Below are 23,971 nucleotides of genomic sequence, written 5' to 3' on the forward strand. Positions count from 1 at the left end.
CCGCCGCTTCCTGCCGGGGTTCAGCCGGTCCCCGTCGGCAGTACGACCACCTCTGCCGGGGAGAAAGCCACCGACACCCGGTCGCCCACCGCCGGCGCCCCGGCCAGCCCGCATTCGGCCTCCAGGACGGGCCCTGCCTCGGGCCGCAGCGACAGCGCGACGTGCGTGCCGCGGAAGGTGCGGGACAGCACCTCGCAGCGCAGCCCCTCCTCCCGCAGGAGCACCCCGGCGGGCCTGATCAGCAGCTGCCGTTCGCCCTCCGCCGATCCCGCCGGTACGGGGACCTTGCCCCACGGGGTGGCGGCGCCCCCCGCCGTCACGGTCGCCGGGACCACGTTCTCGAAGCCGAGGAACCTGGCGACGAACTCCGACGCGGGCCGCTGCCACACCTCCAGCGGGGTGCCCGTCTGGGCGATCCGCCCGTCCCGCATCACCACGACCCTGTCGGCCAGCGCGAAGGCCTCCCCCTGGTCGTGGGTCACCGCCAGCACGGTCGTGCCCAGCCGGGAGAAGAGCCCCTGGAGCTCGACGACGAGCCGCTCGCGCAGCCCCCGGTCCAGCTGGCCCAGCGGCTCGTCCAGCATCAGGAGCCGCGGCGACGGGGCCAACGCCCTGGCCAGCGCGACCCTTTGCTGCTCGCCCCCGGACAACGAGGCCACGGCCCGGCCCTGGGCTCCGGGGAGCCCGACCAGCTCCAGCAGCTCGGCGACCTGGCCCTCGTAGGCCTTCTTCGCGGAGCCGCGCATCCGCAGGCCGAAGGCGACGTTCCCGCCGACGTCGCGGTGCGGGAACAGCTGGTGGTCCTGGAACATCAGCCCGACGCCCCGCCGGTGGACGGGCACCGCGTCCTGGTCGGCCCCGGCCAGCAGGACCCGGCCGGCCGACATCCGCTGGAGGCCGGCCACCACCCGCAGCAGGGTGGACTTGCCGCTCCCGCTCGGCCCGAGCACGCACACGATCTCGTGCTCGGCGACCTCCAGGTCGACGGCGTCCACGACCGCGCGCCCGCCGAAGCGGACCGTCACCCCTTCGAGGCGGAGCAGGGTCATCAGAACTCTCCCGAGGTCTTGTCGGGGCGCAGCCGCTCCAGCACCAGCAGGGACACCGCGCACACCAGCATCAAAATCGTGCTCAGGGCCATGGCCTGCCCGTAGTTCAGCTCACCGGCCCGTCCCAGCAGCCGGGCGACGGCCACGGGCAGGGTCGGGCTGTCCGGCCGGGCGATGAAGACGGTCGCCCCGAACTCGCCGAGGGACACCGCGAACGCGAAGCCCGCCGCGATCAGCAGCGCCCGCCGCACCAGCGGCAGGTCCACCTCGCGCCAGGCCCGCAGCGGTGAGGCGCCCAGCACGGCCGCGGCCTCCCGCAGCCGTCCGTCCACCGCCCGCAACACCGGCAGCATGGTCCGTACGACGAAGGGCACCCCGACGAGCGCCTGCGCGAGCGGCACCAGGATCCAGGAGGTCCGCAGGTCCAGCGGGGGTTCGTCCATGGTGATCAGGAAGCCGAAGCCGACGGTCACGGCGGACACCCCGAGCGGGAGCATCAGCAGCGCGTCGAAGCCGCGCACGAAGCGCCCGCCGCGCCGGGTCAGCGCGGCGGCGGCGAGGCCACCGATGAACAGGGCGATGGCGGTGGCGGCCAAGGCGTAGCGCAGTGAGTTCCCGATGGCCTCCAGCGGCGGCACGAGGAACGTTCCGCCACCGGAGCCCGCGTCCTGCAGGGCCCGGTAGAAGCCGAACCCGTAGCCGCCGGGGGCGTCGAAGGACCGTTCGACGAGTACGCCCAGAGGCAGCACGATCAGCAGCGCCACCGTCAGCAGCACCCCGCCGAGCAGGCTCCGCTGGGCCCAGCCGCGCGGCCGGTGCGCCGTGCCCGCCGGGTCGACCAGCCGCAGCGCGGTCTCCCGCCGGCGCACGGTCCAGGCGTGCAGGGCGAGGATCGCGCCGACCGCGACGAACTGCACCATCGTCAGGACGGCGGCCGTCGGCAGGTCCAGCAGCTGCGCGGTCTGCCGGTAGACCTCCACCTCCAGGGTGGAGTACGCGGGACCGCCCAGGATCTGCACGACGCCGAAGGAGGTGAAGGTGAACAGGAAGACCATCAGCGAGGCGGCGGCGACCGCGGGCCCGAGCGCCGGCAGCGTCACCCGGAGCCAGGCCCCGAAGCGTCCCGCGCCGAGGACGCGGGCCGCCTCCTCCTGACGGGGGTCGAGCTGGGCCCAGAGCCCGCCGACCGTACGGACGACCACGGCGTAGTTGAAGAAGACGTGCGCCAGCAGGATCGCCCAGACGGTGGTGTCGAGGCGGACGCCCCACAGCTCGTCCAGCAGACCGCCGCGCCCGACCAGCGCCAGGAAGGCCGTGCCGACGACCACCGTCGGCAGCACGAACGGAACGGTGACGACCGCGCGCAGCAGTTGCTTGCCGGGGAACTCGAAGCGCGCGAAGACGTACGCCCCGGGCAACGCGATCAGCAGGGTGAGCAGCGTGGAGGCGAGGGCCTGCCAGGTGGTGAACCACAGCACGTCGGCGATGTCGGGCCGGGCCAGGACCTCGCCGATCCGGCCGAACTGCCAGCCGGAGTCCGTCTTGAGTCCGCGGCCGACGATCGCCGCCACGGGGTAGGCGAAGAACAGCCCGAAGAAGACGAGCGGCACCGCCATCAGGCCGAGCCTGACGGCGGTGGCGCGCCCGTTCTCCTTCGGGGAGCTCCCGCGTCCTACTTCACGACGAGCGAGGACCATGCCTTGACCCACTGCTCACGGTTCTTGGCGATGGCGTCCGGGGTGACGTTCTCCGGCTTGTCGATCACCACGCCGTGCTTCGTGAAGATCTCCGGCAGCTGCGCGTCCTTGACCACCGGGTTCACGAACATCTGGAGCGGCATGTCCTCCTGGAACTTCTTGCTCACCAGGAAGTCGAGGAGCGCCTTGCCGCCCTCGGGGTTCTTCGCCCCGTTCAGCAGGCCCGCGAACTCGACCTGGCGGAAGCAGGTCCCGGTGGAGACGCCCGTGGGGGCCTCGGCCGGCTGCGGCTCGCCGTAGAGCACCTCGACCGGGGGGCTGGAGGCGTAGGAGACGACCAGCGGACGGTCGCCCTTGGCCTTCTTGCCGCCCGCGGAGCCCGAGAAGCGCTCGTTGTATGCCTGCTCCCAGCCGTCGACGACCTCGACGCCGTTGGCCTTGAGCTTGCTCCAGTAGTCCTTCCAGCCGTCCTCGCCGTACTTGCCGACGGAGGCGAGGAGGAACCCGAGACCCGGCGAGGAGGTCGCGGCGTTCTCCGTGACCAGCAGGTTCTTGTACTCCGGCTTGATCAGGTCGTCCAGCGTCTGCGGCGGGGCGATCTTCTTGTCGGCGAAGTACTGCTTGTCGTAGTTGACGCAGACGTCACCGGAGTCGATCGGCGTGACGCGGTGCTGCGGGTCGAGCATGAACTCGGTCTTGATCCCGTCCATGCCCTTGACCTGGTACGGGGTGAAGATCCCGTTGTCGAGGGCCCGCGAGAGCAGCGTGTTGTCGACACCGAAGAAGACGTCGCCGCGCGGGGAGCCCTTGGTGAGGATCTCCTGGTTGAGCGCCGTGCCCGCGTCCCCGGACTTCAGCCGCTTGACGGTGTAACCGCTCTGCTGCTCGAACTCCTTCAGGACCGAGTCGGTCACGTTGAAGGAGTCGTGGGAGACGAGCGTGACCGTCTTGGACTTGGGGGCGTCGCTCGCGCCGGCGGTCTTGTCGTTGGCGTCGCCGCCGCCGCAGGCACTGAGCGTGGTGACGCCGAGCGCGGCCGCGAGCGCGGCGCCCGCGATCTTCTTGGTGGTGCTCACTGGTTGATTCCTCCTGGGATGACCAGGAGAAGACGCGGCCCTGCCCGGCGCTCTGCGAGAGCGGACGCCGGGCAGGGCGCAACAGCATGAGTGGTGACCGAACTTCCTACCCCGAATGACCGGGGCGAGGTTCAGAGGGTCTGCGGATGACGGATACCGCACTCTCAGCGCTGTGGCGCTCCCCTGTCGGAATATGAAATTGGTTCGGCCACAGGGTACCCCTGCGGCCGAATGTGATCGACCATGGCCGAATTTCGGCCTTATCGCTCCGAGGCGGCCAGCTGGCCGCACGCACCGTCGATCTCCTGACCGCGGGTGTCGCGGACGGTCACCGGCACGCCGTGGCGGGCGATGGCCTCGACGAACGCCTTCTCGTCCTCGGGCCGCGAGGCGGTCCACTTCGAGCCCGGGGTCGGGTTCAGCGGGATCAGGTTGACGTGGACCCGCTTGCCCTTGAGCAGCTTGCCGAGCAGGTCACCGCGCCAGGCCTGGTCGTTGATGTCGCGGATCAGGGCGTACTCGATGGAGATCCGGCGACCGGACTTCTCGGCGTACTCCCAGGCCGCGCCCAGGACCTCGCGGACGTTCCAGCGGGTGTTCACCGGGACGAGGGTGTCGCGCAGCTCGTCGTCGGGGGCGTGCAGCGAGACCGCCAGGCGGCACTTGAAGCCCTCGTCGGCGAACCGGAGCATGGCCGGGACCAGGCCGACGGTGGAGACGGTGATCCCGCGCTGCGACAGGCCGAGGCCATCGGGCTCCGGGTCGGTGAGGCGACGGATGGCGCCGACGACGCGGTTGTAGTTGGCGAGCGGCTCGCCCATGCCCATGAAGACGATGTTCGACAGGCGCGCCGGGCCGCCCGGTACCTCTCCGTCGCGCAGGGCGCGCATGCCGTCGACGATCTGGTGCACGATCTCGGCGGTGGAGAGGTTGCGGTCCAGGCCGGCCTGGCCGGTGGCACAGAACGGGCAGTTCATGCCGCAGCCGGCCTGCGAGGAGATGCACATCGTGACCCGGTCGGGGTAGCGCATCAGCACGGACTCGACGAGCGTGCCGTCGTGCAGCTTCCACAGGGTCTTGCGGGTGGTGTCGTTGTCGCAGCTGATGTGCCGCAGAACGTTCATCAGGTCGGGCAGCAGCTCCTGCTGGAGCTTCTCGCGGGAGGCCGCGGGGATGTCGGTCCACTCCGCCGGGTCGTGGGCGTAGCGGGCGAAGTAGTGCTGGGAGAGCTGCTTGGCCCGGAACGGCTTCTCGCCGATCGCGGCCACCGCCTCCCGGCGCTCGGCCGGGGTGAGGTCGGCGAGGTGCCGGGGCGGCTTCTTGACCCCACGAGGGGCGACGAAGGTGAGCTCTCCCGGAACGGGGCGGGCCATGGCAGGTACTCCTTGTAAGACGAAAGGCGCGCCGCAGAAGCAGCGCGCCCTTCAAGAGTAACCGCCCCGCCCGACCGGAGCTTTTCCTCCGATGCCGCCCCGGTACCGCGGGGGGGCGGAGGATCGGCCGGTGATCAGCCGTGGACCGGCGGGTGGATCAACCGGTGCCGACGAAGGCCGCCAGCAGCAGCCACACGACGGGGGCGGTCGGCAGGAGCGAGTCGAGCCGGTCCATGATGCCGCCGTGACCCGGCAGCAGCGTGCCCATGTCCTTGATGCCCAGGTCCCGCTTGATCATCGACTCGCCCAGGTCGCCCAGGGTCGCGCTGACCGCAACGGCCAGACCGAGGATCAGGCCCTGCCACCAGGAGCCCTCCTCGATCAGGAACTCCATGCACAGCGCGCCCGCGGCCATCGCGAAGGCCACGGCGCCGAACAGTCCTTCACGGGTCTTCCCGGGGCTGATGCGCGGCGCCAGCTTGGTCTTGCCGAAGCGCCAGCCCACCGCGTAGGCCCCGGTGTCGCTGACGACGGTCAGGACCAGGAACGTGACCACGCGCTGCGGGCCGTCGTCCGCGGTGAGCAGCATCGTGACGAAGGTGGCGAGGAACGGCACGTAGAACGCCGCGAACACGCCGGCGGTGACGTCCTTGAGGTAGTCCTCGGGCGGTTCCGTCATCCGCCACACCAGGACCGCGAGCGCGGTCAGGGCCATGGCGACCCAGGCGCCCTCGGCCCCGCGGACGTAGCCGGCGATGACCATGGCGGCGCCACCGACCGCGAGCGGGACGAGCGGCGCCTTGATGCCCTTCTTCTCCTGGAGCCGGGAGGTGAGCTCCCACAGGCCCACCACGACCGCGACGACGACGACACCGACGAAGACGGCCTTGACGATGAACAGCGAGGCGAAGATCACCGCTCCGAGGCCGACGCCGACCCCTATGGCGGCACGCAGATCCCGCCCCGCGCGCTTCTTCTGCGGCGGCGGGGAGGCGTCCTGCGGTGCCTGCGAAGGCGGAGGCGGAGGGCTGGGCATGGGCTCCTGCAACGGCGTCTCGGCGCGGAGCGGGGGGGCGCCCGCGAAGGCGGCCCCCCGATCGCGTGCTTCCCGGTCGTCGAAGGCACGGCCGGCGGCATCGGGCACGATGGGCATGGGCCGAGTGTGCGGGCCCACCAGCGCATCGTATGCGGGACCCGCCGGAACCGGCTCCGTGGCCCAGGGAGAGTCGTTCATCAGACCTCTAGGAGCTCGGATTCCTTGTGCTTCAGCAGCTCGTCCACCTGCGCGACGTACTTCGCGGTGGTGTCGTCGAGCTCCTTCTCGGCGCGGCGCACCTCGTCCTCGCCGGCCTCCTTGTCCTTGACGAGCTTGTCAAGGGCGTCCTTGGCCTTGCGGCGCACGGACCGGATGGAGACCTTGGAGTCCTCGGCCTTGTTCTTGGCGACCTTGATGTACTCCTTGCGGCGGTCCTGCGTCAGCTCGGGGAAGGTCACCCGGATGATGCGGCCGTCGTTGCTCGGGTTGACCCCGAGGTCGGAGTCGCGGATCGCCTGCTCGATGTTGCGCAGCGCCGACGCGTCGAACGGCGTCACGATGGCCATGCGCGGCTCGGGAACCGCGAAGGACGCGAGCTGGTTGATGGGCGTGATGGCACCGTAGTAGTCCGCCACGATCTTGTTGAACATCGCCGGGTGCGCACGGCCCGTGCGAATCGCGGCGAAGTCTTCCTTCGCCACGAGGACTGCCTTCTCCATCTTCTCCTCGGCTTCGAGGAGGATTTCTTCGATCACCACGTGCTCCTGCATGTCAGATATGGATGGTTCGGGCGGGCGGGGCGGGTCGGGCCGCCCGGACCGGGCCGGTGGACGACCCGGTCACGGAACGCTCAGGCCCGGGTGCCCTGGTCGCTCACGAGCGTGCCGATCTTCTCACCCTTGACGGCGCGGGCGATATTGCCCTCGGCGAGGAGTTCGAAGACCAGGATCGGGAGTCGGTTGTCGCGGCACAGCGTGATGGCGGTGGCGTCGGCGACCTTGAGGTCCCGGGACAGCACCTCGCTGTACTCCAGCGCGTCGAACTTCACCGCGTCCGGGTTGGTCTTCGGGTCGGAGTCGTAGACCCCGTCGACACCGTTCTTGCCCATGAGGAGGGCCTCGGCGTCGATCTCCAGGGCGCGCTGGGCGGCCGTGGTGTCGGTGGAGAAGTAGGGCATGCCCATGCCGGCGCCGAAGATGACGACGCGGCCCTTCTCCAGGTGCCGGACGGCACGGAGCGGGATGTACGGCTCCGCGACCTGACCCATGGTGATGGCGGTCTGGACCCGGCTGTCGATGCCCTCCTTCTCCAGGAAGTCCTGGAGGGCGAGGCAGTTCATGACGGTGCCGAGCATGCCCATGTAGTCGGACCGCGCGCGGTCCATGCCGCGCTGCTGCAGCTCGGCGCCGCGGAAGAAGTTGCCGCCGCCGATGACGATCGCGATCTCCGCGCCGTCACGGACCACGGCCGCGATCTCACGGGCGATGGCGTGCACGACGTCAGGGTCGACGCCCAGCCCGCCGCCGCCGGAGAAGGCTTCGCCGGACAGCTTCAGCATGAAGCGGCGACCCTTCTTGCCGTGGTCGCTCTTGTCGTCGGAAGCGGTGTGGGGGTCCACGCCCTGATTCATGGAGATCTCCTCGTGCACATACGAAGAAGGCCATTGCCGGTGGGTCCTCGCGGGTTCCCTCTTCGGCAATGGCCTCCTCGTCAGATCTGCGGTCGCCTCGCGCGTGCGCGGACGACTGCTTCAGACCCTATCGGGGTCCGGTGTCCGTCGCTTACGGACGGACTCAGATGCCGACCTTGATGCGCGCGAAGCGCTTCAGGGTGACACCGGCCTCGTCCAGAACCTTCTGGACGGACTTCTTGTTGTCCAGCGCGTACGGCTGGCCCAGGAGCGTGACGTCCTTGAAGAAGCCGTTGACGCGACCCTCGACGATCTTGGCGATCGCGGCCTCGGGCTTGCCCTCGGCGCGGGTGACCTCTTCGGCGACGCGGCGCTCGGACTCGACGACGTCGGCCGGAACCTCGTCGGCGGTCAGGTACTTCGGCGCGAACGCGGCGATGTGCTGGGCGATGCCCTTGGCCAGGTCGGCGTCGGCCTTGTCCAGCTCGACCAGGACACCGATCTGCGGGGGCAGGTCGGGCATGGTGCGGTGCATGTAGGAAGCCACGAAGGCACCCTGGTACTGCGCGAAGCGGTCCAGGACGATCTTCTCGCCGAGGTTGGCGTTGGCCTCGTCCACGAACGCCTGGACGGTCTTGCCGGCCTCGATCTCGGACGCCAGCAGCGCCTCGATGTCCGCCGGGGAGGTGGCGGCCACGTGGGCGGCGAGCTGGTCGGCGACGACCAGGAACTTCTCGCTCTTGGCGACGAAGTCGGTCTCGCACTTGAGCTCGAGCAGCACACCGGAGGTGGCGTCGGCGGCGATCAGGGAGGTGACGGCACCGTTCTCGGCGGAACGGCCCTCGCGCTTGGCGACACCCTTCAGGCCCTTGACGCGCAGGATCTCGTTGGCCTTGGTGACGTCACCGTCGGCCTCGACGAGCGCGTTCTTGCAGTCCAGCATGCCGGCGCCGGTGAGCTCGCGGAGCTTCTTGACGTCAGCGGCGGTGTAGTTCGCCATGAGTCTGTGATTCTCTCTCGAAGTCGTAGATCTACGGGTGAACGGCGGAGGAGTCGCGCTCGTGGCGCGGCTCCCCCGCCGTCATCGTCCGTGCTGCGAGTGCCCGGCGGATGAACGCCGGGCTCTCTCAGAGGGTCAGGCCTGCTCGGCGTCGGCGGCCGGAGCCTCGACGACGGGCTCGGCGACGGCCTCGGCCGCGGGGGCCTCGGCGGCAGCGTCAGCCTCGACAACGGCCTCGGCCGCGGGGGCCTCGGTGTCGTCGGCCTTCTTCTCGCCCTCGAGCAGGTCGCGCTCCCACTCGGCGAGCGGCTCGGCGGCGGCCTTCTCGCCCGGCTTCGAGTCACCGGTGGCGGCACCGGAACGGGCGATGAGGCCCTCGGCGACGGCGTCGGCGATCACGCGGGTGAGCAGGGTGACGGAGCGGATCGCGTCGTCGTTGCCCGGGATCTTGTAGTCGACCTCGTCGGGGTCGCAGTTGGTGTCGAGGATCGCGACGACCGGGATGTGGAGCTTGCGCGCCTCACCGACGGCGATGTGCTCCTTCTTGGTGTCGACGATCCAGACGGCGCTGGGAACCTTCGACATCTCGCGGATACCACCGAGGGTCTTCTCCAGCTTGATCTTCTCGCGAGAGAGGACCAGGAGCTCCTTCTTGGTGAGACCCGAGGCCGCGACGTCCTCGAAGTCGATCGCCTCAAGCTCCTTCAGACGCTGGAGGCGCTTGTAGACGGTGGAGAAGTTGGTGAGCATGCCACCGAGCCACCGCTGGTTGACGTACGGCATGCCAACGCGGGTCGCCTGCTCGGCGATGGCCTCCTGGGCCTGCTTCTTCGTACCGACGAACATGATGGAGCCACCGTGCGCGACGGTCTCCTTCACGAACTCGTAGGCGCGGTCGATGTACGACAGCGACTGGAGCAGGTCGATGATGTAGATGCCGTTGCGCTCCGTGAAGATGAAGCGCTTCATCTTCGGGTTCCAGCGACGGGTCTGGTGACCGAAGTGGACGCCGCTTTCCAGCAGCTCCCGCATCGTTACGACGGCCATGGCCATCTCCTTGGTTTCTCGGTTTGGTTCCTGACGCCCCGACGCGCCCTGCCCCGAAGAGGGACCGAGAGGCGCTTTCACCCGACCTGGTACGGGTCGGTGCTGGGGCGTGCGAAGTCGACCCGGTGACCCGGATCGCCACAAGAAGTGTACGGGACCCGGTGGTATGCCGGGTGACGCCGTTGTCCACACCCCCGCTGCCGTCCACAGGCACGGACGCGTCGAGCCCCGGTGGCGGGACCCTGTGCGACATGACGAAACTGCTGCTCATCCTGCTCGTGGCCCTGACGTCCCTGCCCCTCGCACCGGCGGTACGGGCCCCGCTGCCGCCCCGCCCCGGGGCCCTCGCCGCGGCCGTCCACCCGCTGCCGGAGCCACGGGCCCCGGCCCCGGAGACCCGCGCCCCGACCCCGACGGGAGGCCACACCCCGAGGGGTCACCCGGCGCTCCTCCCGCGGCCCGTCCCCGCGGCCGCCCACCCCGCGCCCTCCGCCCCCGCCCCGCCGGACCGCCCGCCGGCCTCGCCCCCTGCCGGGGCCGCCGGCCCGGCGGACGGCGGCCCCGTGCGCCCGGCCGGAACCCGGGGGGCGGCCCCCGGTGGCCGACCCCTGCCCGCGCCGCTGTCCGTGCTGCGCTGGTGGGACCCGCCGCCGACCCCGTACGCGGCCGGGCACCGGGGTGTCGACCTGGCCGCCCCGGTCGGCGCGGAGCTGCGCGCCGTCGGCCCGGGTCGGGTGCACCACGCGGGGCCGGTGGCAGGCCGCGGGGTCCTCTCGCTCACCCTCCCGGGCGGCCTGCGCACCACCTACGAGCCGGTCCGGCCGTTGGTCGCGGAGGGCGAGGCGGTGGAGGCGGGCCAGGTCGTGGCGGTCCTCACCGAGGGCTCCCACTGCGCGACCCCTTGCCTGCACTGGGGCCTGCTCGCGGGCGAGGACCTCTACCGCAACCCGCTCGCCCTGCTCCCCCGCCCGACGCCCCGACTGCTCCCGACCACGACGGGCCCCGAGGGACCGACACCCACGCCGGCCCCGAAGGCCCCGACGGACGAGGGCTCGCCCGCCCGACCGGGAGGACACCTCGCGGCCGACACGGGCAGCGACTCCTCCCCGCCCGGCACCGACCGACACCGGTCCGCCGTGACTTCGCGGGCCACAGGCCGGCGGACGGGGTTCCGCGCACGCCCCCGCGCCGAACCGCGAACCCGGCAGCGCCGCCCCGCGCCGCAGCGGCGAGCGGGGTCGGGGCCGGACGACGGCCGGCGGCCCGGGTGGGGGCGACCATCGGCCGCAAGGGGGCCGGAGCCGAACGGCGGCCGGTGGCCCGGGGTGTCGGCCGTCGGCCGTCGGCCGTCGGCCGCAAGGGGGCCGGGGCATTGACCCGGTCACGGCCACCCGTCATGACGTCGATCCGGACCGGCGGAGACCGAAGACGGGGAACGGGGAACAGGGAACAGGGGACGGGAACCCCGGACCGGACCTGAGCCCCCGTGAGCGCCGCCCGGCCATGGCCTGGCCCCACCCTTGCCGGCGGATCGCGCTGCCGAGCCGAAGGTCTCGACCGCGGCCGGCGAACCGGGGCCACGGGCCGGGCGCCCCGGCCCGAACCGGTGGGTCGGGGAGCGGGCCCCCGCCCGGGCGATCAGCCGCGCACGCCCCGCAGGGCCATGGCGACAGCAGCGTCCGTGACCACGACGGGGTCCTCCGCGGCGCCGAGCTCGATCCGCCGGACGGCCGCGTCGACGACGCCCTGCAGCAGCATCGCGGCCAATCGCGGCTCGTTCTGCCCGAGCGCCGCCAGCGCCTCGACGATCATCGCCACCAGGCCGCCGTGCGCGGCGCGGATCTTCTCCCGCGCGCCCGCGTCGAGCTCGCTCGCGGAGATCGCCACCACCGCCCGGTGTCGCCGGTCCCCGACCAGTCCCAGCTGACTGCGCACGTACGCCTCGATCTTCGCCTCCGGCGTCTGCGCCGCCTCCATCGCGGCTTCGATCTCGGCGGCCCAGACGGGGAAGTCCACGGCGCAGAGCTCTTCGACGACAGCCGCGCGCGAGCGGAAGTACTCGTACACGGACGACCGGGCGAGGCCGGTGCGTTCCGCGAGGGCGGGGAAGGTCAGCGCCTCCGTCCCGCCTTCGGACAGCAGGGAACGCGCGGCGTCCAACAGGGCGCCGCGCTGCATCGACCGGTGCTCGGCCACGGAGGCCGCTCGAATCCTGGGCACGTGACCACTCTACGGAGGTTCTGCGAGGTCATCACGGGCTGTTCGGCTCAGCGGCCGACATCGGCCAGCTTCGCGCGCAGCTGGAGGACCGATTTGGTGTGGATCTGACTGACCCGGCTCTCGGTGACGCCCAGGACGTTGCCGATCTCGGCGAGCGTGAGGCCCTCGTAGTAGTAGAGGGTCACCACCGTCTTCTCCCGCTCCGGCAGGGTGTTGATGGCGCGGGCGAGCAGCCTCCGCAACTCCCGGTCCTCGGCCACCGCCACCGGGTTGTCGGCGGCGTGGTCCTCCAGGGTGTCCATCAGTGAGAGGCGGTCACCGCCCTCGCCCCCGACGTGCAGCAACTCCTCCAGGGCCACCACGTTGGCCAGGGACAACTGGCTGAACACCGTGTGGAGTTCCTCCACCGCGATGCCCATCTCCGCGGCGACCTCGCCCTCGGTGGGGGTGCGCCGCAGCTGCGCCTCCAACGTGGCGTACGCGCGCTCCACGGCCCGCGCCTTCTGTCGTACGGAGCGCGGGATCCAGTCCAGCGCCCGGAGTTCGTCGATCATCGCGCCGCGGATCCGGGTGATCGCGTACGTCTCGAACTTGATGGAACGCTCGATGTCGAACTTCTCGATCGCGTCGATCAGGCCGAAGACCCCGGAGGAGACGAAGTCGGCCTGCTCCACGTTGGGCGGCAGACCCACGCTGACCCGGCCGGCCACGTACTTCACCAGCGGCGAGTAGTGCAGGATCAGCTGCTCCCGCAGCCGCTCGTCACCCGAGTCCTTGTATGAGCGCCAGAGGACCTCCAGGGACGAGGGCGCGGTGGACCGCACGCTGCCACGAGCAGCGGGGGGCACCGCAGCGCGGTCGGACCCTGAGGTGTGCTGGGGCATGCTTCGCCTTTGCCGGAGCGGGATTCCTTGGGAGCGTAGCGTGACGGAAGTGTCGCGGTGCGCGAAGAGTACGGGATGGCACGGGGCCGCCGGGGCGCCCGGACTCGCGCGGGCGGCCCGGGACCGGCGCCTGGCGCTCGGCCCCGGCGGTTGCCACCGGGAAGACCGCGTCTCTCATCGCCGTCACTCTTTCACCGGAACGCCCCAGGTCAACGACCGCCTCGCCGGGCGGCTCCCGATTGCGCCCCCTCTCCCGGCCCCGGCCTGGTCAACTGCCAAGCGTCGCCCTGCCGTTCGACGAACCCCAGGGAGTGAAGTTCGTACAGTCTGCCGATGACTTCATCGGTACCGACGCCCGCGGCGAGGGAGATCGCGTCGAGGTCCGCGGGCCGGCCGGCGGGCAGGGCTTCGAGCACCCGTGCGGTGCCACGGTTCAGGAGGTCGCGGGCGAGTACCGGGCCGCGGCGCTCGGGTGCCAGCTCCCCGATGGCGCCGACCAGTTCGACGACCTCGGCGGCGTCCGTCACCAGCAGCCCCTCGCCGCGCAGGAGTTCGTGCACCCCTCCCGACAGCCCGCTGGTCGCGGGACCCGGGACGCCCATGGTCAGGCGGCCGAGCTGCATGGCCCGCCGCGCCGTGACCAGCGAGCCGCTGCGGTGGGCCGCCTCCACGACGACGGTGCCCCTGGTGAGGGCGGCGATGACGCGGTTGCGCAGCACGAACCTGCTCGGGGTGGGATGGCTGCCCGGCGGCAGTTCGCCGAGGACGAGTCCCTGGTCGCCGATCCGGCCGAGCAGCTCCGCGTGCCCGCGCGGGTAGGCCACGTCCACCCCGCAGGCCAGCACCGCCGCGGTGGCGCCGCCCGCGGCGAGCGCGCCGCGGTGGGCGGCGGCGTCGATCCCGTACGCCGCCCCGGACACCACGACCCAGCCGCGCTCCGAGAGCCCCGCGGCCAGGGTCTGCGCCATGTGCGCCCCGTACGGGGTACAGGCGCGGGCCCCGACGACGGCGACCGAACGCAGGACCCAGGTCCGCAGGTTGGGCCTGCCCCGCAGCCACAGGCCGACGGGGCGCGCGTCGCCGAGGTCGTCGAGCTGGGTCGGCCACTCCGGGGATCCGGGGCGGACGAACCTGCAGTCGGCCTCCGCGGCCTCCGCGAGGTCGCGTCGGGGATCGGCGGCGACGGCCCGCCCTCGGTATCCCGCGAGCCGTTCGGGCCCCGCTCCGGTCAGGGCGGCCGCCTCCCGCACCGGGCCGGTCAGCAGCCGCATCAGCCCGACGGCGCCCATGTCCCGGAGCCAGCGCCCGCCGCGTTCGTCCCCGGGTTCCAGCACCCGGGTCAGCGCGGCCCGGGCCAGCGTTTCCGCATCGTGCCCGTGCGCCGTGCCCAGCCCGTCCGCCGCGTCCAGCCCGTCGGGCGCGTCGGGCGCGTCGGGTCCGTCGGCGGTCACGGCGCCACCCCCTCGGCGAGCACCGCGCCCCGGGCGATCCCGGTGCGCAGTTCCAGCGCGACGGCCGCGTCCAGCGAGTCGGGGCGGTCCCGCCCCCGCAGGTCGGCCACGGTCCAGGCGACCCGCAGCACCCGGTCCAAGCCCCGGGCGGTGAGCAGTCCGCGCTCCATGTCCCGCTCGGCCGCCGCCAGGGCGCCCGGTCCGGCGGGCCAGCGGGTCCGCAACTCGTACCCGGGGACTTCGCTGTTGAGCTTCCAGGGCGTGTCGGTGAGCCGGGCGGCGGCCCGCTCGCGGGCCTCCCGGACCCGATCCGCGACGACGGCGCTGGTCTCGCCCCGGCCGCTGCCGCCGAGGAGGTCGGATCGGGTGACCGGCTCCACCCGGACCCGCAGGTCCACCCGGTCGAGGAGGGGTCCGGACAGCCGGGCCTGGTAGCGCCGGACCAGTGAGGGTGGACATTCGCAGCCGGATCCGAGCGCGGTGTGCCGCCCGCAGGGACAGGGGTTGGCCGCGAGGACCATCAGGAACCGGGCCGGCAACCTCACCACGCCCGCGGCCCTGGCGATGACCACGTGCCCGGCCTCCAGGGGCTGGCGCAGGGCGTCGAGGGCCTTGGCACTGAACTCGGCGGCCTCGTCCAGGAACAGCACGCCCCGGTGGGCCAGGGACACCGCCCCGGGCCGGGGGATCCCGGCCCCGCCCCCGACGAGGGACTGCATGGTCGCGGAGTGGTGCGGGGCGCAGTACGGGGCCCTGCCGACGAGGGGTTCCCCGGGCGGCAGGATTCCCGCGACCGAGTGCACGGCGGTCACCTCCAGGGAGTCCTGCCGGGTGAGGGGCGGGATGATCCAGGGGATCCGCTCGGCCAGCATCGTCTTCCCGGCGCCCGGGGGCCCGCTCAGGAACAGGTGGTGGCCGCCGGCGGCCGCGACCTCCAGGGCCCGGCGGGCTCCGCGCTGCCCGGCGACGTCGGCGAGGTCCGGGTGGTCCCCGCCGTCGCCCGCGCTCCGTGCCAGACCCGTGCCGAGCCCGGCTCCCGGGAGGGCGAGGCCCGCGAGCATGGCGTCGGGCCGCCCCGCCCGGTCGGGCGGCTCCTCCTCGGGCGGTTCCGCGTCGGTCAGCACCGCGATCAGTTGCCGCAGGCTCCGCACGCCCAGCACCGACACGTCCGGGACGAGGCAGGCCTCCGCGGCGCACTGCTGGGGCACCACCACCTGCCGGTAGCCGGCCTCCGCGGCGGCGAGCACCGCCGGCAGGATGCCGCGGACGGGACGGACCCGGCCGTCGAGACCGAGTTCCCCGATGAGGACGAGGTCGGCGATGACGGAGGGGTCGATCACCTCGGCGGCACCCAGGACCGCCACGGCGACGGCGATGTCGAAATGGGCTCCGGCCTTCGGGACGGACGCCGGGCTGAGCCCCACGGTGAGCTTCTTCTGCGGCCATTGGGCACCGGAGTTGACCACGGCGGCCCGCACCCGGTCCCGGCTCTCCACCAGCGTCTTGTCGGGGAGCCCGACCAGCGTGAACGCCGCGACCCCCGGCTCCAGGTCGGCCTGGACCTCCACGACCACGCCCTCGACGCCCACGAGGGCCACGGAACAGGCCCGGGCGAACCCCATCAGGCCACCCCCCGCACGTGCTCCACCACGGGCGCACCGCGCTGCGGCAGCAGGACCGCGACCAGGTCGATCCGTACTCCGCCGGGCGGCGGTCCCCCGTGGTCGGTGAGCCAGCGCTCGGCGAGCCAGCGCAGTCGCGCGGCCTTGGCCGCCCGGACCGCGGCCATGGGGTGTTCGAAGTTCCCCACGCGCCGCGTCTTGACCTCGCACACGACGAGGGCGTCCCCGTCCCGCGCGACGATGTCGACCTCGCCGCCCCGGCAACGCCAGTTCCGCGCGATCACCGTCATCCCCGCCCGGGTCAACGCCCGCGCGGCGAGGTCCTCGCCGTACCGCCCCAACGCCTGCTGTGCCACGCCCTTCGCGTTCATCCGGCACCACCTCCGGCACCGAAGATCCCGCGTCCCCGCCCACCGTGTGGATCTTGGTGGACAGGCGGACGGTTGTGGAAAACCCCCTCACTCCCCCGGGGGAACCATGTCGCCCCGCCGAACCCCGGAGGCCATGGATCAGGCCGCGGATCAGGCCCCCGGCAGCTCCAGGTCGGTCTTGTTGAGCTCCTCGATGTTCACGTCCTTGAAGGTCAGCACCCTGACCTGCTTGACGAACCTGGCCGGCCGGTACATGTCCCAGACCCAGGCGTCCGCCATCGAGACCTCGAAGAAGACCTCCCCCTGAACCGAGTGCACCTGCATCTCGTAGTCGTTGGTGAGGTAGAACCGGCGTTCGGTTTCGATCACGTACTTGAACAGCCCGACGACGTCGCGGTACTCCCGATAGAGCTTCAGCTCCATCTCGGTCTCGTACTTCTCGAGGTCCTCGGCACTCATGGCATGTTCCCCTTCAGCCGTGCGTCCCCCTATTGTGCGCCGGCACCCCGTGCCCCTAAACGATTTCCGGGGCCAGGACCACCGGAGCACCCGGAGGGCCGTCGTCGAGCAGTGTGCGGAGCAGCTCGGCGAGTCTGGTCGGGTACACCGTCTCACGCGCCGACAGCAGTTCCTCGGAGGTCCACCACCGCGCTCCCGTGACGCTGCGCCGTTCCAGTTCGGTGAGGCCGTCCAGCACGGTCTCGGTCCGGGCGGTGCGGGCGAGGAAGTACCACTCGTCCTGCTCCCAGCGCCGCCCGTCGAAGGGGAAGGCGCAGTACCTGCGCCACAGCACCGGCCCCAGGTCCACCTCGGTGATCCCGGTTTCCTCGGCGAGCTCCCGCAGCGCGGCCTCCTCCCTGGTCTCGGTCCCCTCCAGCCCGCCGCCGGGGGTGAACCACCAGGTGTCGGAAGGGTCCCCCGGTTCGAATCCGTGGAGCAGCAGGATCCGGTCCGCGGGGTCGAGCAGGACCACCCGGGACACCTTCCGGGGCTCCCGCCCCGGCTCCGCGCCCGGCCCCGCGCCCGGCTCCGTAGCGGCCCGGTCAGCGGCCACCGGAACGCTCCCGCCGGCCGCGCCCCCGAAGGCGTGCCAGGGGCCCGTACGCGGCGCCCAGCAGCACCAGCGCCGCTCCGGCCACCACCGCGGTCACCTGGAGCCGCAGCGGCCCGGGCTGCGAGATGCCGCCGGGCAGGTCCGCGTAGGTGTCGGCCGGGTCCAGCATCCTCATCGACGGCCACGCCAGCGCGTCGACGCGCGCCGTCACCGCGGAGCGGGGCACGGTCCCCTGCCCGGCCTCGGTGAGGTGGGCCCGCGAGTCCAGGGAGGCCCCGCGCCGGTCACCGAGCAGGAAGAGGTTGCCCTCGGGCACCTTCACCTCGAACGGGGTCCCGGACGCCGTCCCGGCGGCCACGGCCGCCGGGTCGGTCTGCGCGGGGGCCAGGTAGTCCTCGTTCAGCTCCTTGCCGTTCACGGTCAGCCGGCCGCCCTTGCCGCAGCAGGACACGGTGTCGCCGCCGACCGCGACGACCCGCTTGACCATGGGCGAATCGCTCCACTGGGCGTCCTTGAAGACGACCACGTCCCCGCGCCTCACCTCGGCGCCGTCGATCCGCTGGGCGAGTACCCGGTTGCCGGGGTTGACCGTCGGAACCATCGAGTCCGTCGGCACGGTGTACGGCTGGTACACGATCGCGCCCCATACGAACCCTCCGAGGAAGAGCACAAAACCGATGGCCACGGCCAGTCCCGACAACGTGTTGCCAAGACCGCCGCGGCCATCCTTGCCACCACGTATACGTGTACCGCTCGCCTGCGTTCCGCCCATTGCAGCGCCCCCACACCTCGGAGATCGTCGACCTGGGCGGCACCCTACCGGGCGGTACGCCCCTTGGTCAGCCTCCGCCGGCGCCACAGCACCAGCGGTACGGCCCCGGCGAGGCCGAGGGCGGCCGGGCCGAGCCCGACGGGCGCCAGTCCGGCGGCTCCGAGGCCGAGGGCGGTCGCCGCGGCCTGGTTGCCGATGCCGGGCTGGTCGAAGGTTTCCGGGATCGGCAGCGTGGACCAGCGGGTGACCGGCCAGGCGACGACCACGGCGCGCCCGACGACCTTGTCGACCGGCACGAAGCCCTGGGTGGAGTCCTGCATGTGCCAGCGGGAGTCCCGGGAGTTCTGGCGGTGGTCACCCATCACCCAGATCTTGCCCTTGGGCACCTTGATCGGCCCGAAGGGGGCGTCGTCGCACGGGCTGTTGCCGGGGAAGATGTACGGCTCGTCGAGCTCCTTGCCGTTGACGACGACCGGTCCGCCCTTCTTGCACGACACCGTGTCCCCGCCGATGGCGATGGTCCGCTTGATCAGGTCCTTCTCCTCGGCGGACGGCATGAGGCCGATCCAACTGAGGGCCTTCTGCGCGAAGTTCGGCTCCGGCGTGGGCTGGTCGGACAGCCAGTCCGCGGGGTCGTGGAAGACGACGACCTCGCCACGCTCGGGCTCCGAGCCGAACCACGGGGTCAGCTTGTCCACGAGGACCCGGTCGCCCCGCTGCAGCGTGTTCTGCATCGAGTCGGACGGGATCGAGAAGGCCTGGACCAGGAACGTCTTGATCAGCAGGGCCAGCAGCAGGGCGATACCGATCAGGAGCGGCAGCTCCTTCCAGAAGGAACGCTGCGGGCTCTCCTCTGCGGCGTCCTCCTCGGCCTCGCGCTCGACGGCGTCGTCCGGCCGCTCCTCGCCCTCGTCGCGTCCGGATCGTGCGCCTACTGCCACATCCCCCACATCCACTCCTCAATCGAGAATCACGGCCCGCTCCAAAGGGAAAACGGGCCCTCCCCTCCCTTAACGAGCGGGAGTTCCCTAAGGCGCGGGAGACCAAGGACACACTATGCGAACGGCGTGCCCGCACGGCGCCCGCCCGGCCCGCGCCGCCGGCCCCGCCGGGCCTGGTCGGGCACGGTGAGGAAGGTCGCCGGCTGCTCCAGCCTGCGCCAGTGGTCGAAGGGCCAGGCGATCACCACGGCCTCCCCGACCACCTTCTCCACGTCGATCGTGCCCTCGAACGCCTCGTCCAGGTGGAACCGGGAGTCGGCCGAGTTGGCCCGGTGGTCGCCCATGACGAACAGCCGTCCGGCCGGCACCTTCACCTCGAATTGGATCTCCGAGGGGGCGTTGCCCGGTGACACGTACGGCTCATCGAGCGGCGCGCCGTTGACGGTCACGCGGCCCCGGTCGTCGCAGCACTTCACGGTGTCGCCGCCCACGCCGATGACCCGCTTGATCAGGTCCTGCTCGTCGGCGGACGGCAACAGGCCGATGAAGGTCAGGGTCTCCTTGATCTGCTTGATCCCGGCCGGGTCCTTGGGCGGCCTGGCCGCCTCCCCCTTCAGCCAGCCACCGGGGTCCTCGAAGACGACGACGTCCCCGCGCTGGACCTCGGAGCCGAACCACGGCGTCAGCTTGTCCACGAGGACGCGGTCGCCGATCCGGATCGTCTGTTCCATCGATCCGGAGGGGATGAAGAAGGCCTGTACCAGGAAGGTCTTGAGCACCAGGGCGATGCACAGCGCGACCACCACGAGCAGCGGCAGTTCGCCCACCCGGCGGGTACGCCGGCGCCGCCGGACCCGCCGCGCCACCCGCCGCCGCTCAGCCCTGCTTCCGCCCTCACCCGAACCGGAACCGGAACCGGAACCAGAAGCCGACCCCGACCCCGAACCCGAACCGGTGTCCGGCTTCCGTCCGGGCCCCGCCCCCGCGGCGTCCGATTCCATGCCGATGCCGCGCCACGCGCCGAAGTCCGTCCGTCCGGAAGGGAGCTTCGGCTTGCGGGCCGTCCGCCCGGAGGGGGTCTCCGCGGGGTCCTGCGACCGCGATCCCGGCTTGCGTCCGCCCTTCGGGCGCCCCCGGCTACCCATGCGGGCCACCGCCCGGCCCGTCGCCGGCGCCCGCCACGGAACCCCAGCGCGAAACGGGCCAACCGATCCAGTCGGCCCGCCCGATCACCTTCTCCACCGGCACCATCCCCCCGCCCGGCTCACCGAGGTGGTCGCGCGAGTCCCGGGACTGGGACCGGTGGTCACCCATCACCCACAGGGTGCCCAGTGGCACGACGATGCGGAAGGGCACCTTCGAGGGTGTGTCACCGGGAAAGAGGTACGGCTCGTCGAGCGTGACGCCGTTGACCTGGATCCGGCCGCCCGCGTCGCAGCACACGACGTCGTCGCCGCCGACGCCCACGACCCGCTTCACGAAGTCGGTGTCGGGCGGCTGGGCCAGCCCGAGCGCCGATCCGGCGCCGCGCAGGATCTCGCCGACCGGGTTGCCCTCGGCGCGTTCCCGCACGAAGGACCCGGTGCCGTCGAAGACCACCACGTCCCCGCGCCGCGGCTCGTCGCCGAACCGGTACGCCAGCTTGTTGACCAGGAGCCGGTCGCCGACCCGGAGCGTCGGTTCCATCGAGTGGCTCGGGATCAGGAAGGGCTGGACGACGAAGTTCCCGAGCAGCAGCAGGAAGACGGCGCAGATCACGCCGAGCAGCCCGGCACGCCGCCAGGCCCGAACCCCCGAAAACACAGAACGCGACCCCTCCGCCCCCTTCTCGGGGACGGAGCGGCCGCGCTGTGTGAGATCTGCTTCGGTGTCCATCGCAGGCGAGCCTATCCGGCCGCCCACTGGATCCGGAGCGGAGATCAGCGGTCGCGCTTCTCCTTGATCTTCGCGGCCTTGCCGCGGAGCTCACGGAGGAAGTACAGCTTGGCGCGACGCACGTCACCGCGGGTGACGAGCTCGATCTTCTCGAAGATCGGGGAGTGGACCGGGAAGGTACGCTCCACGCCGACGCTGAAGGAGACCTTGCGGACGGTGAAGGTCTCGGAGACGCCAGAGCCCTGGCGACGGATGACTACACCCTTGAACTGCTGGATACGGGAGCGGTTGCCCTCGATCACGCGGACGTGCACGTTGATCGTGTCACCCGGGCGGAAGGCCGGGACGTCGGTGCGCAGCGAGGCGGCGTTGACGCCATCGAGCAGGTGAGACATGGAGTTCGTCTGCTTTCTTCGCACGACGCCACAGGTCGCCGGTGCGGATTTCCGTAGAGAATTCGGGAGTCGTGTCACGTCGCCGACGACGGTCCCCCTGTGGCAGGGGCGCCTGCGAGCACACAACAGCCGCCTATTCTTCCACGGCGGCGGGCCTGCGCCAAAATCGGCCGTCGGCGGTCGGCTTCCAGCCCAGGATGCTCAGGATCTCGCGGTCCTTCTTGTCGAAGGCGGCGGCCTCGCAGCGCTCGATCAGGTCCGGGCGGTTCCGCGCGGTGCGGCGGAACGCCTCGTCCCGGCGCCAGCGGGCGATCTTCCCGTGGTGGCCGCTGAGCAGCACCTCGGGGATGCCGCGCCCGCGCCACTCCGGGGGCTTGGTGTACACGGGGCCTTCGAGCAGGTTGGCCATCTCGCCGGGCGCGAAGGAGTCGTCGCGGTGCGATTCGGCGTTGCCCAGCACTCCGGGCAGCAGCCGGGCCACGGCCTCGGTCACGACCAGGACGGCGGCCTCGCCGCCGGCCAGGACGTAGTCCCCGATGGACACCTCGTAGACCGGCAGGCGCGTCGCGTACTCGTCCATGACGCGGCGGTCGATGCCCTCGTACCGGGCCGGCGTGAAGATCAGCCAGGGGCGCTCGGACAGCTCGACGGCGAGTTCCTGGGTGAAGGGCCGACCGCTGGGGGTGGGGACGACCAGGACCGGGCCGTGCGCCCCGGACTCGTAGCCGTCGGCCAGTGCCGTGTCGAGCGCCTCGCCCCACGGGTCGGTCTTCATGACCATGCCGGGGCCGCCGCCGTACGGGGTGTCGTCGACCGTGTTGTGCCGGTCGTACGTCCAGTCCCGCAGGTCGTGGACGTGTACGTCGAGCTGTCCGCGGGCCCGCGCCTTGCCGACGAGGGAGACGTTCAGCGGTTCGAGGTACTCGGGAAAGATCGTGACGACGTCCAGCCGCATCAGGCAGCGCCCTCGGCGTTCGCGTCGGCCTCGGCGTCACGCGCGGAGGCGATCTCGGCGCGGTCGTCGATCAGCCCGGGCGGCGGGGTGATGACGCAGCGCTGCTCGTCCAGGTCGATCTCGGCGACGATCTCCTCGACGAAGGGGATCATCACCTCGGTGCCGTCGGGGCGTTCGACGATGAAGAGGTCCTGCGAGGGCAGGTGGGAGATCTCGGTGATGCGGCCGACGGGGGTTCCGTCGGCGAGCACGACGTCCAGGTCCATCAGCTGGTGGTCGTAGTACTCGTCGGGTTCCTCCGGCAGCTCCGCCGGATCGACCTCGGCGATGAGGAGGATGTTGCGCAGCGCCTCGGCGCCGGTGCGGTCCTTGACGCCGGCGAAGCGGAGGAGGAGCCGGCCGCTGTGGACCCGGCCCGTCTCGATGGTCAGCGGACCCGCCGACGCCGGTTCGGTCCGCAGGACGGCGCCCGGCCCGAGCCGCAGCTCGGGCTCGTCGGTCCGTACCTCGACGGTGACCTCACCCTTGATCCCGTGGGCGCGGCCGATCCGCGCGACTACCAGCTCCACTGTCTGTCCCTCTCCATTTCGCGGCCGACCCGCCGCCGCTCCCGCGGAGGTGTACCTCTCCGTCGTGGCTTCTCAGGTCAATGGTGACTCCGCCCGCGGGCGGAAACGACTCGGGCCGGGGTGGGCGACGAACGCCCTCCCCGGCCCGTGCCGGTGATTCAACTTCTCAGCGGACCTGGTCCACGTCGACGAGGTCGACGCGGATGCCCCGTCCGCCGATGGCACCCACGACGGTACGCAGGGCACGTGCGGTGCGGCCGTTGCGGCCGATCACCTTTCCGAGGTCATCCGGGTGGACCCGGACCTCGAGCACCTGCCCGCGGCGCAGGTTGCGCGAGGCGACCTGCACTTCGTCGGGGTTGTCCACAATGCCCTTCACGAGGTGCTCAAGAGCCTCCTCGAGCATGCTCAGGCCTCGGTCGACTCGGCGGCGGCCTCAGCCTCGTCCGCCTTCTTGTCGGCCTTCTTAGCCTTCTGCGTGATGGCCTCGCCCTTGGTCTCGCCGATGCCCTCAAGGGCCTTGGCGAACTCGTCGAAGGTACGACGCTTGCTTTCCTTGGTCTCCGGCTGCAGCAGCGGCGCGGGGGCCGGGAGGCCCTTGTGCGCCTGCCAGTCACCGGTCAGCTTCAGGATGGCGAGCACGGCCTCGGTGGGCTGGGCGCCGACCGACAGCCAGTACTGCGCACGCTCGGCGTTGACCTCGATGCGCGACGGGTTGTACGTCGGGTGGTAGATACCGATCTCTTCGATCGCGCGACCGTCCCGACGGGTACGGGCGTCGGCGACGACGATGCGGTAGTGCGGCTGGCGAATCTTGCCGAGGCGCTTGAGCTTGATCTTGACTGCCACTGGAGTGGTGTCTCCTGAACTTGACGTGGTTGGGCACATGAGATGCCACGTGGGGTTGCGGTACTCGGGTGCCCGATGGACGCGTCAGCCGGAGGAGAGAGGGGT

The 23,971-nt window shown here is 71.7% G+C and carries 26 protein-coding genes and 1 riboswitch; of the genes, 1 reads left to right on the forward strand and 25 read right to left on the reverse strand.

Features of this window, described 5'->3' with window-relative positions; genetic code table 11:
- Nucleotides 1-20: 20 nt before the first annotated feature.
- The 9 genes from ACFVS6_RS31470 to rpsB form a co-directional block, all read right to left on the reverse strand.
- Nucleotides 21-1,049: an ABC transporter ATP-binding protein gene (locus tag ACFVS6_RS31470; protein WP_389709212.1), complete on the reverse strand. Its 1,029-nt coding sequence runs from the start codon at nucleotides 1,047-1,049 to the stop codon at nucleotides 21-23.
- On the reverse strand, nucleotides 1,049-2,665 hold the full coding sequence (locus ACFVS6_RS31475) for an ABC transporter permease (RefSeq protein ID WP_389709213.1): 1,617 nt from the start codon (nucleotides 2,663-2,665) through the stop codon (nucleotides 1,049-1,051). The genes ACFVS6_RS31470 and ACFVS6_RS31475 overlap by 1 nt, the downstream gene beginning before the upstream one ends.
- A 56-nt stretch (nucleotides 2,666-2,721) precedes the next feature.
- Nucleotides 2,722-3,822, reverse strand: coding sequence for a thiamine ABC transporter substrate binding subunit (locus tag ACFVS6_RS31480; protein WP_389709214.1), 1,101 nt, complete (start codon nucleotides 3,820-3,822; stop codon nucleotides 2,722-2,724).
- A gap of 85 nt (nucleotides 3,823-3,907) precedes the next feature.
- A riboswitch (TPP riboswitch) is annotated at nucleotides 3,908-4,017 on the reverse strand.
- A gap of 65 nt (nucleotides 4,018-4,082) precedes the next feature.
- Nucleotides 4,083-5,195, reverse strand: a complete 1,113-nt coding sequence (rlmN, locus tag ACFVS6_RS31485) for a 23S rRNA (adenine(2503)-C(2))-methyltransferase RlmN (RefSeq protein WP_281207361.1) — start codon at nucleotides 5,193-5,195, stop codon at nucleotides 4,083-4,085.
- Between the two features lie 157 nt (nucleotides 5,196-5,352).
- Nucleotides 5,353-6,429 (reverse strand): phosphatidate cytidylyltransferase, encoded by a 1,077-nt coding sequence (locus tag ACFVS6_RS31490; RefSeq protein WP_389709216.1) that lies wholly within the window; start codon nucleotides 6,427-6,429, stop codon nucleotides 5,353-5,355.
- Nucleotides 6,429-6,986, reverse strand: coding sequence for a ribosome recycling factor (frr, locus tag ACFVS6_RS31495; protein WP_389709308.1), 558 nt, complete (start codon nucleotides 6,984-6,986; stop codon nucleotides 6,429-6,431). The genes ACFVS6_RS31490 and frr overlap by 1 nt, the downstream gene beginning before the upstream one ends.
- Before the next feature lie 95 nt (nucleotides 6,987-7,081).
- Entirely contained in the window at nucleotides 7,082-7,861 is a 780-nt protein-coding gene (gene pyrH, locus ACFVS6_RS31500; RefSeq protein ID WP_281207363.1) for a UMP kinase, read from the reverse strand.
- A 163-nt stretch (nucleotides 7,862-8,024) separates the two neighbouring features.
- Nucleotides 8,025-8,861 carry a translation elongation factor Ts gene (gene tsf / locus ACFVS6_RS31505; protein WP_281207364.1) on the reverse strand — a complete coding sequence of 279 codons (837 nt, stop codon included), beginning with the start codon at nucleotides 8,859-8,861 and terminating at the stop codon, nucleotides 8,025-8,027.
- Nucleotides 8,862-8,996: 135 nt separating this feature from the next.
- Complete coding sequence (gene rpsB, locus ACFVS6_RS31510; RefSeq protein ID WP_389709218.1) at nucleotides 8,997-9,908, reverse strand: 30S ribosomal protein S2; 912 nt, start codon at nucleotides 9,906-9,908, stop codon at nucleotides 8,997-8,999.
- Nucleotides 9,909-10,159: 251 nt separating this feature from the next.
- Here rpsB and ACFVS6_RS31515 point away from each other — a divergent pair, with 251 nt between their 5' ends.
- Entirely contained in the window at nucleotides 10,160-11,284 is a 1,125-nt protein-coding gene (locus ACFVS6_RS31515) for a peptidoglycan DD-metalloendopeptidase family protein (RefSeq protein ID WP_389709220.1), read from the forward strand.
- 262 nt (nucleotides 11,285-11,546) lie between these two features.
- On the opposite strand, the gene ACFVS6_RS31520 is transcribed toward ACFVS6_RS31515, so the two are convergent.
- The 16 genes from ACFVS6_RS31520 to rpsP form a co-directional block, all read right to left on the reverse strand.
- Nucleotides 11,547-12,104 carry a TetR/AcrR family transcriptional regulator gene (locus ACFVS6_RS31520; protein WP_389709309.1) on the reverse strand — a complete coding sequence of 186 codons (558 nt, stop codon included), beginning with the start codon at nucleotides 12,102-12,104 and terminating at the stop codon, nucleotides 11,547-11,549.
- Between the two features lie 71 nt (nucleotides 12,105-12,175).
- The gene (gene whiG, locus ACFVS6_RS31525; RefSeq protein WP_389709222.1) at nucleotides 12,176-13,012 is read right to left on the reverse strand and encodes an RNA polymerase sigma factor WhiG; all 837 of its coding nucleotides are present in this window, start codon (nucleotides 13,010-13,012) and stop codon (nucleotides 12,176-12,178) included.
- A 209-nt stretch (nucleotides 13,013-13,221) separates the two neighbouring features.
- The gene (gene dprA / locus ACFVS6_RS31530) at nucleotides 13,222-14,421 is read right to left on the reverse strand and encodes a DNA-processing protein DprA (RefSeq protein WP_389709311.1); all 1,200 of its coding nucleotides are present in this window, start codon (nucleotides 14,419-14,421) and stop codon (nucleotides 13,222-13,224) included.
- 38 nt (nucleotides 14,422-14,459) lie between these two features.
- The gene (locus ACFVS6_RS31535) at nucleotides 14,460-16,085 is read right to left on the reverse strand and encodes a YifB family Mg chelatase-like AAA ATPase (protein ID WP_389709224.1); all 1,626 of its coding nucleotides are present in this window, start codon (nucleotides 16,083-16,085) and stop codon (nucleotides 14,460-14,462) included.
- On the reverse strand, nucleotides 16,085-16,456 hold the full coding sequence (locus tag ACFVS6_RS31540; RefSeq protein WP_389709226.1) for a YraN family protein: 372 nt from the start codon (nucleotides 16,454-16,456) through the stop codon (nucleotides 16,085-16,087). Before ACFVS6_RS31540 ends, ACFVS6_RS31535 begins: the two co-directional genes overlap by 1 nt.
- 150 nt (nucleotides 16,457-16,606) lie before the next feature.
- On the reverse strand, nucleotides 16,607-16,915 hold the full coding sequence (locus tag ACFVS6_RS31545; protein ID WP_281206306.1) for a DUF2469 domain-containing protein: 309 nt from the start codon (nucleotides 16,913-16,915) through the stop codon (nucleotides 16,607-16,609).
- Nucleotides 16,916-16,970: 55 nt separating this feature from the next.
- Nucleotides 16,971-17,438: an NUDIX hydrolase gene (locus tag ACFVS6_RS31550; RefSeq protein ID WP_389709312.1), complete on the reverse strand. Its 468-nt coding sequence runs from the start codon at nucleotides 17,436-17,438 to the stop codon at nucleotides 16,971-16,973.
- A 61-nt stretch (nucleotides 17,439-17,499) separates the two neighbouring features.
- A complete protein-coding gene (lepB, locus tag ACFVS6_RS31555) occupies nucleotides 17,500-18,282 on the reverse strand; it encodes a signal peptidase I (RefSeq protein WP_389709228.1) in 783 nt (260 codons plus the stop codon).
- A 44-nt stretch (nucleotides 18,283-18,326) separates the two neighbouring features.
- The gene (lepB, locus tag ACFVS6_RS31560; RefSeq protein ID WP_389709230.1) at nucleotides 18,327-19,223 is read right to left on the reverse strand and encodes a signal peptidase I; all 897 of its coding nucleotides are present in this window, start codon (nucleotides 19,221-19,223) and stop codon (nucleotides 18,327-18,329) included.
- Between the two features lie 113 nt (nucleotides 19,224-19,336).
- Complete coding sequence (lepB, locus tag ACFVS6_RS31565) at nucleotides 19,337-20,050, reverse strand: signal peptidase I (RefSeq protein WP_389709232.1); 714 nt, start codon at nucleotides 20,048-20,050, stop codon at nucleotides 19,337-19,339.
- Nucleotides 20,051-20,360: 310 nt separating this feature from the next.
- A complete protein-coding gene (gene lepB, locus ACFVS6_RS31570) occupies nucleotides 20,361-21,098 on the reverse strand; it encodes a signal peptidase I (RefSeq protein WP_389709234.1) in 738 nt (245 codons plus the stop codon).
- Nucleotides 21,099-21,142: 44 nt separating this feature from the next.
- Nucleotides 21,143-21,493: a 50S ribosomal protein L19 gene (gene rplS, locus ACFVS6_RS31575; protein WP_030227407.1), complete on the reverse strand. Its 351-nt coding sequence runs from the start codon at nucleotides 21,491-21,493 to the stop codon at nucleotides 21,143-21,145.
- Between the two features lie 133 nt (nucleotides 21,494-21,626).
- A complete protein-coding gene (gene trmD, locus ACFVS6_RS31580) occupies nucleotides 21,627-22,448 on the reverse strand; it encodes a tRNA (guanosine(37)-N1)-methyltransferase TrmD (protein WP_389709236.1) in 822 nt (273 codons plus the stop codon).
- Nucleotides 22,448-23,017, reverse strand: coding sequence for a ribosome maturation factor RimM (gene rimM, locus ACFVS6_RS31585; RefSeq protein ID WP_389709238.1), 570 nt, complete (start codon nucleotides 23,015-23,017; stop codon nucleotides 22,448-22,450). The genes trmD and rimM overlap by 1 nt, the downstream gene beginning before the upstream one ends.
- A 166-nt stretch (nucleotides 23,018-23,183) precedes the next feature.
- Nucleotides 23,184-23,423, reverse strand: coding sequence for an RNA-binding protein (locus tag ACFVS6_RS31590; RefSeq protein WP_030011889.1), 240 nt, complete (start codon nucleotides 23,421-23,423; stop codon nucleotides 23,184-23,186).
- Nucleotides 23,424-23,425: 2 nt separating this feature from the next.
- On the reverse strand, nucleotides 23,426-23,866 hold the full coding sequence (gene rpsP / locus ACFVS6_RS31595; protein WP_281206312.1) for a 30S ribosomal protein S16: 441 nt from the start codon (nucleotides 23,864-23,866) through the stop codon (nucleotides 23,426-23,428).
- Nucleotides 23,867-23,971 lie beyond the last annotated feature (105 nt).

It is taken from the genome of Streptomyces sp. NPDC057939, assembly GCF_042887545.1.
Classification (GTDB): Bacteria; Actinomycetota; Actinomycetes; order Streptomycetales; family Streptomycetaceae; genus Streptomyces.

Excerpts from the sequence above, each read along its gene's own strand:
- ACFVS6_RS31470 (WP_389709212.1), bottom strand. The coding sequence starts at position 1,049 with ATGACCCTGCTCCGCCTCGAAGGGGTGACGGTCCGCTTCGGCGGGCGC.
- ACFVS6_RS31475 (WP_389709213.1), bottom strand. The coding sequence starts at position 2,665 with ATGGCGGTGCCGCTCGTCTTCTTCGGGCTGTTCTTCGCCTACCCCGTG.
- rlmN (WP_281207361.1), bottom strand. The coding sequence starts at position 5,195 with ATGGCCCGCCCCGTTCCGGGAGAGCTCACCTTCGTCGCCCCTCGTGGG.
- ACFVS6_RS31490 (WP_389709216.1), bottom strand. The coding sequence starts at position 6,429 with ATGAACGACTCTCCCTGGGCCACGGAGCCGGTTCCGGCGGGTCCCGCA.
- pyrH (WP_281207363.1), bottom strand. The coding sequence starts at position 7,861 with ATGAATCAGGGCGTGGACCCCCACACCGCTTCCGACGACAAGAGCGAC.
- tsf (WP_281207364.1), bottom strand. The coding sequence starts at position 8,861 with ATGGCGAACTACACCGCCGCTGACGTCAAGAAGCTCCGCGAGCTCACC.
- rpsB (WP_389709218.1), bottom strand. The coding sequence starts at position 9,908 with ATGGCCGTCGTAACGATGCGGGAGCTGCTGGAAAGCGGCGTCCACTTC.
- ACFVS6_RS31515 (WP_389709220.1), top strand. The coding sequence starts at position 10,160 with ATGACGAAACTGCTGCTCATCCTGCTCGTGGCCCTGACGTCCCTGCCC.
- whiG (WP_389709222.1), bottom strand. The coding sequence starts at position 13,012 with ATGCCCCAGCACACCTCAGGGTCCGACCGCGCTGCGGTGCCCCCCGCT.
- ACFVS6_RS31535 (WP_389709224.1), bottom strand. The coding sequence starts at position 16,085 with ATGGGGTTCGCCCGGGCCTGTTCCGTGGCCCTCGTGGGCGTCGAGGGC.
- ACFVS6_RS31540 (WP_389709226.1), bottom strand. The coding sequence starts at position 16,456 with ATGAACGCGAAGGGCGTGGCACAGCAGGCGTTGGGGCGGTACGGCGAG.
- ACFVS6_RS31545 (WP_281206306.1), bottom strand. The coding sequence starts at position 16,915 with ATGAGTGCCGAGGACCTCGAGAAGTACGAGACCGAGATGGAGCTGAAG.
- lepB (WP_389709228.1), bottom strand. The coding sequence starts at position 18,282 with ATGGGCGGAACGCAGGCGAGCGGTACACGTATACGTGGTGGCAAGGAT.
- lepB (WP_389709234.1), bottom strand. The coding sequence starts at position 21,098 with ATGGACACCGAAGCAGATCTCACACAGCGCGGCCGCTCCGTCCCCGAG.
- rplS (WP_030227407.1), bottom strand. The coding sequence starts at position 21,493 with ATGTCTCACCTGCTCGATGGCGTCAACGCCGCCTCGCTGCGCACCGAC.
- trmD (WP_389709236.1), bottom strand. The coding sequence starts at position 22,448 with ATGCGGCTGGACGTCGTCACGATCTTTCCCGAGTACCTCGAACCGCTG.
- ACFVS6_RS31590 (WP_030011889.1), bottom strand. The coding sequence starts at position 23,423 with ATGCTCGAGGAGGCTCTTGAGCACCTCGTGAAGGGCATTGTGGACAAC.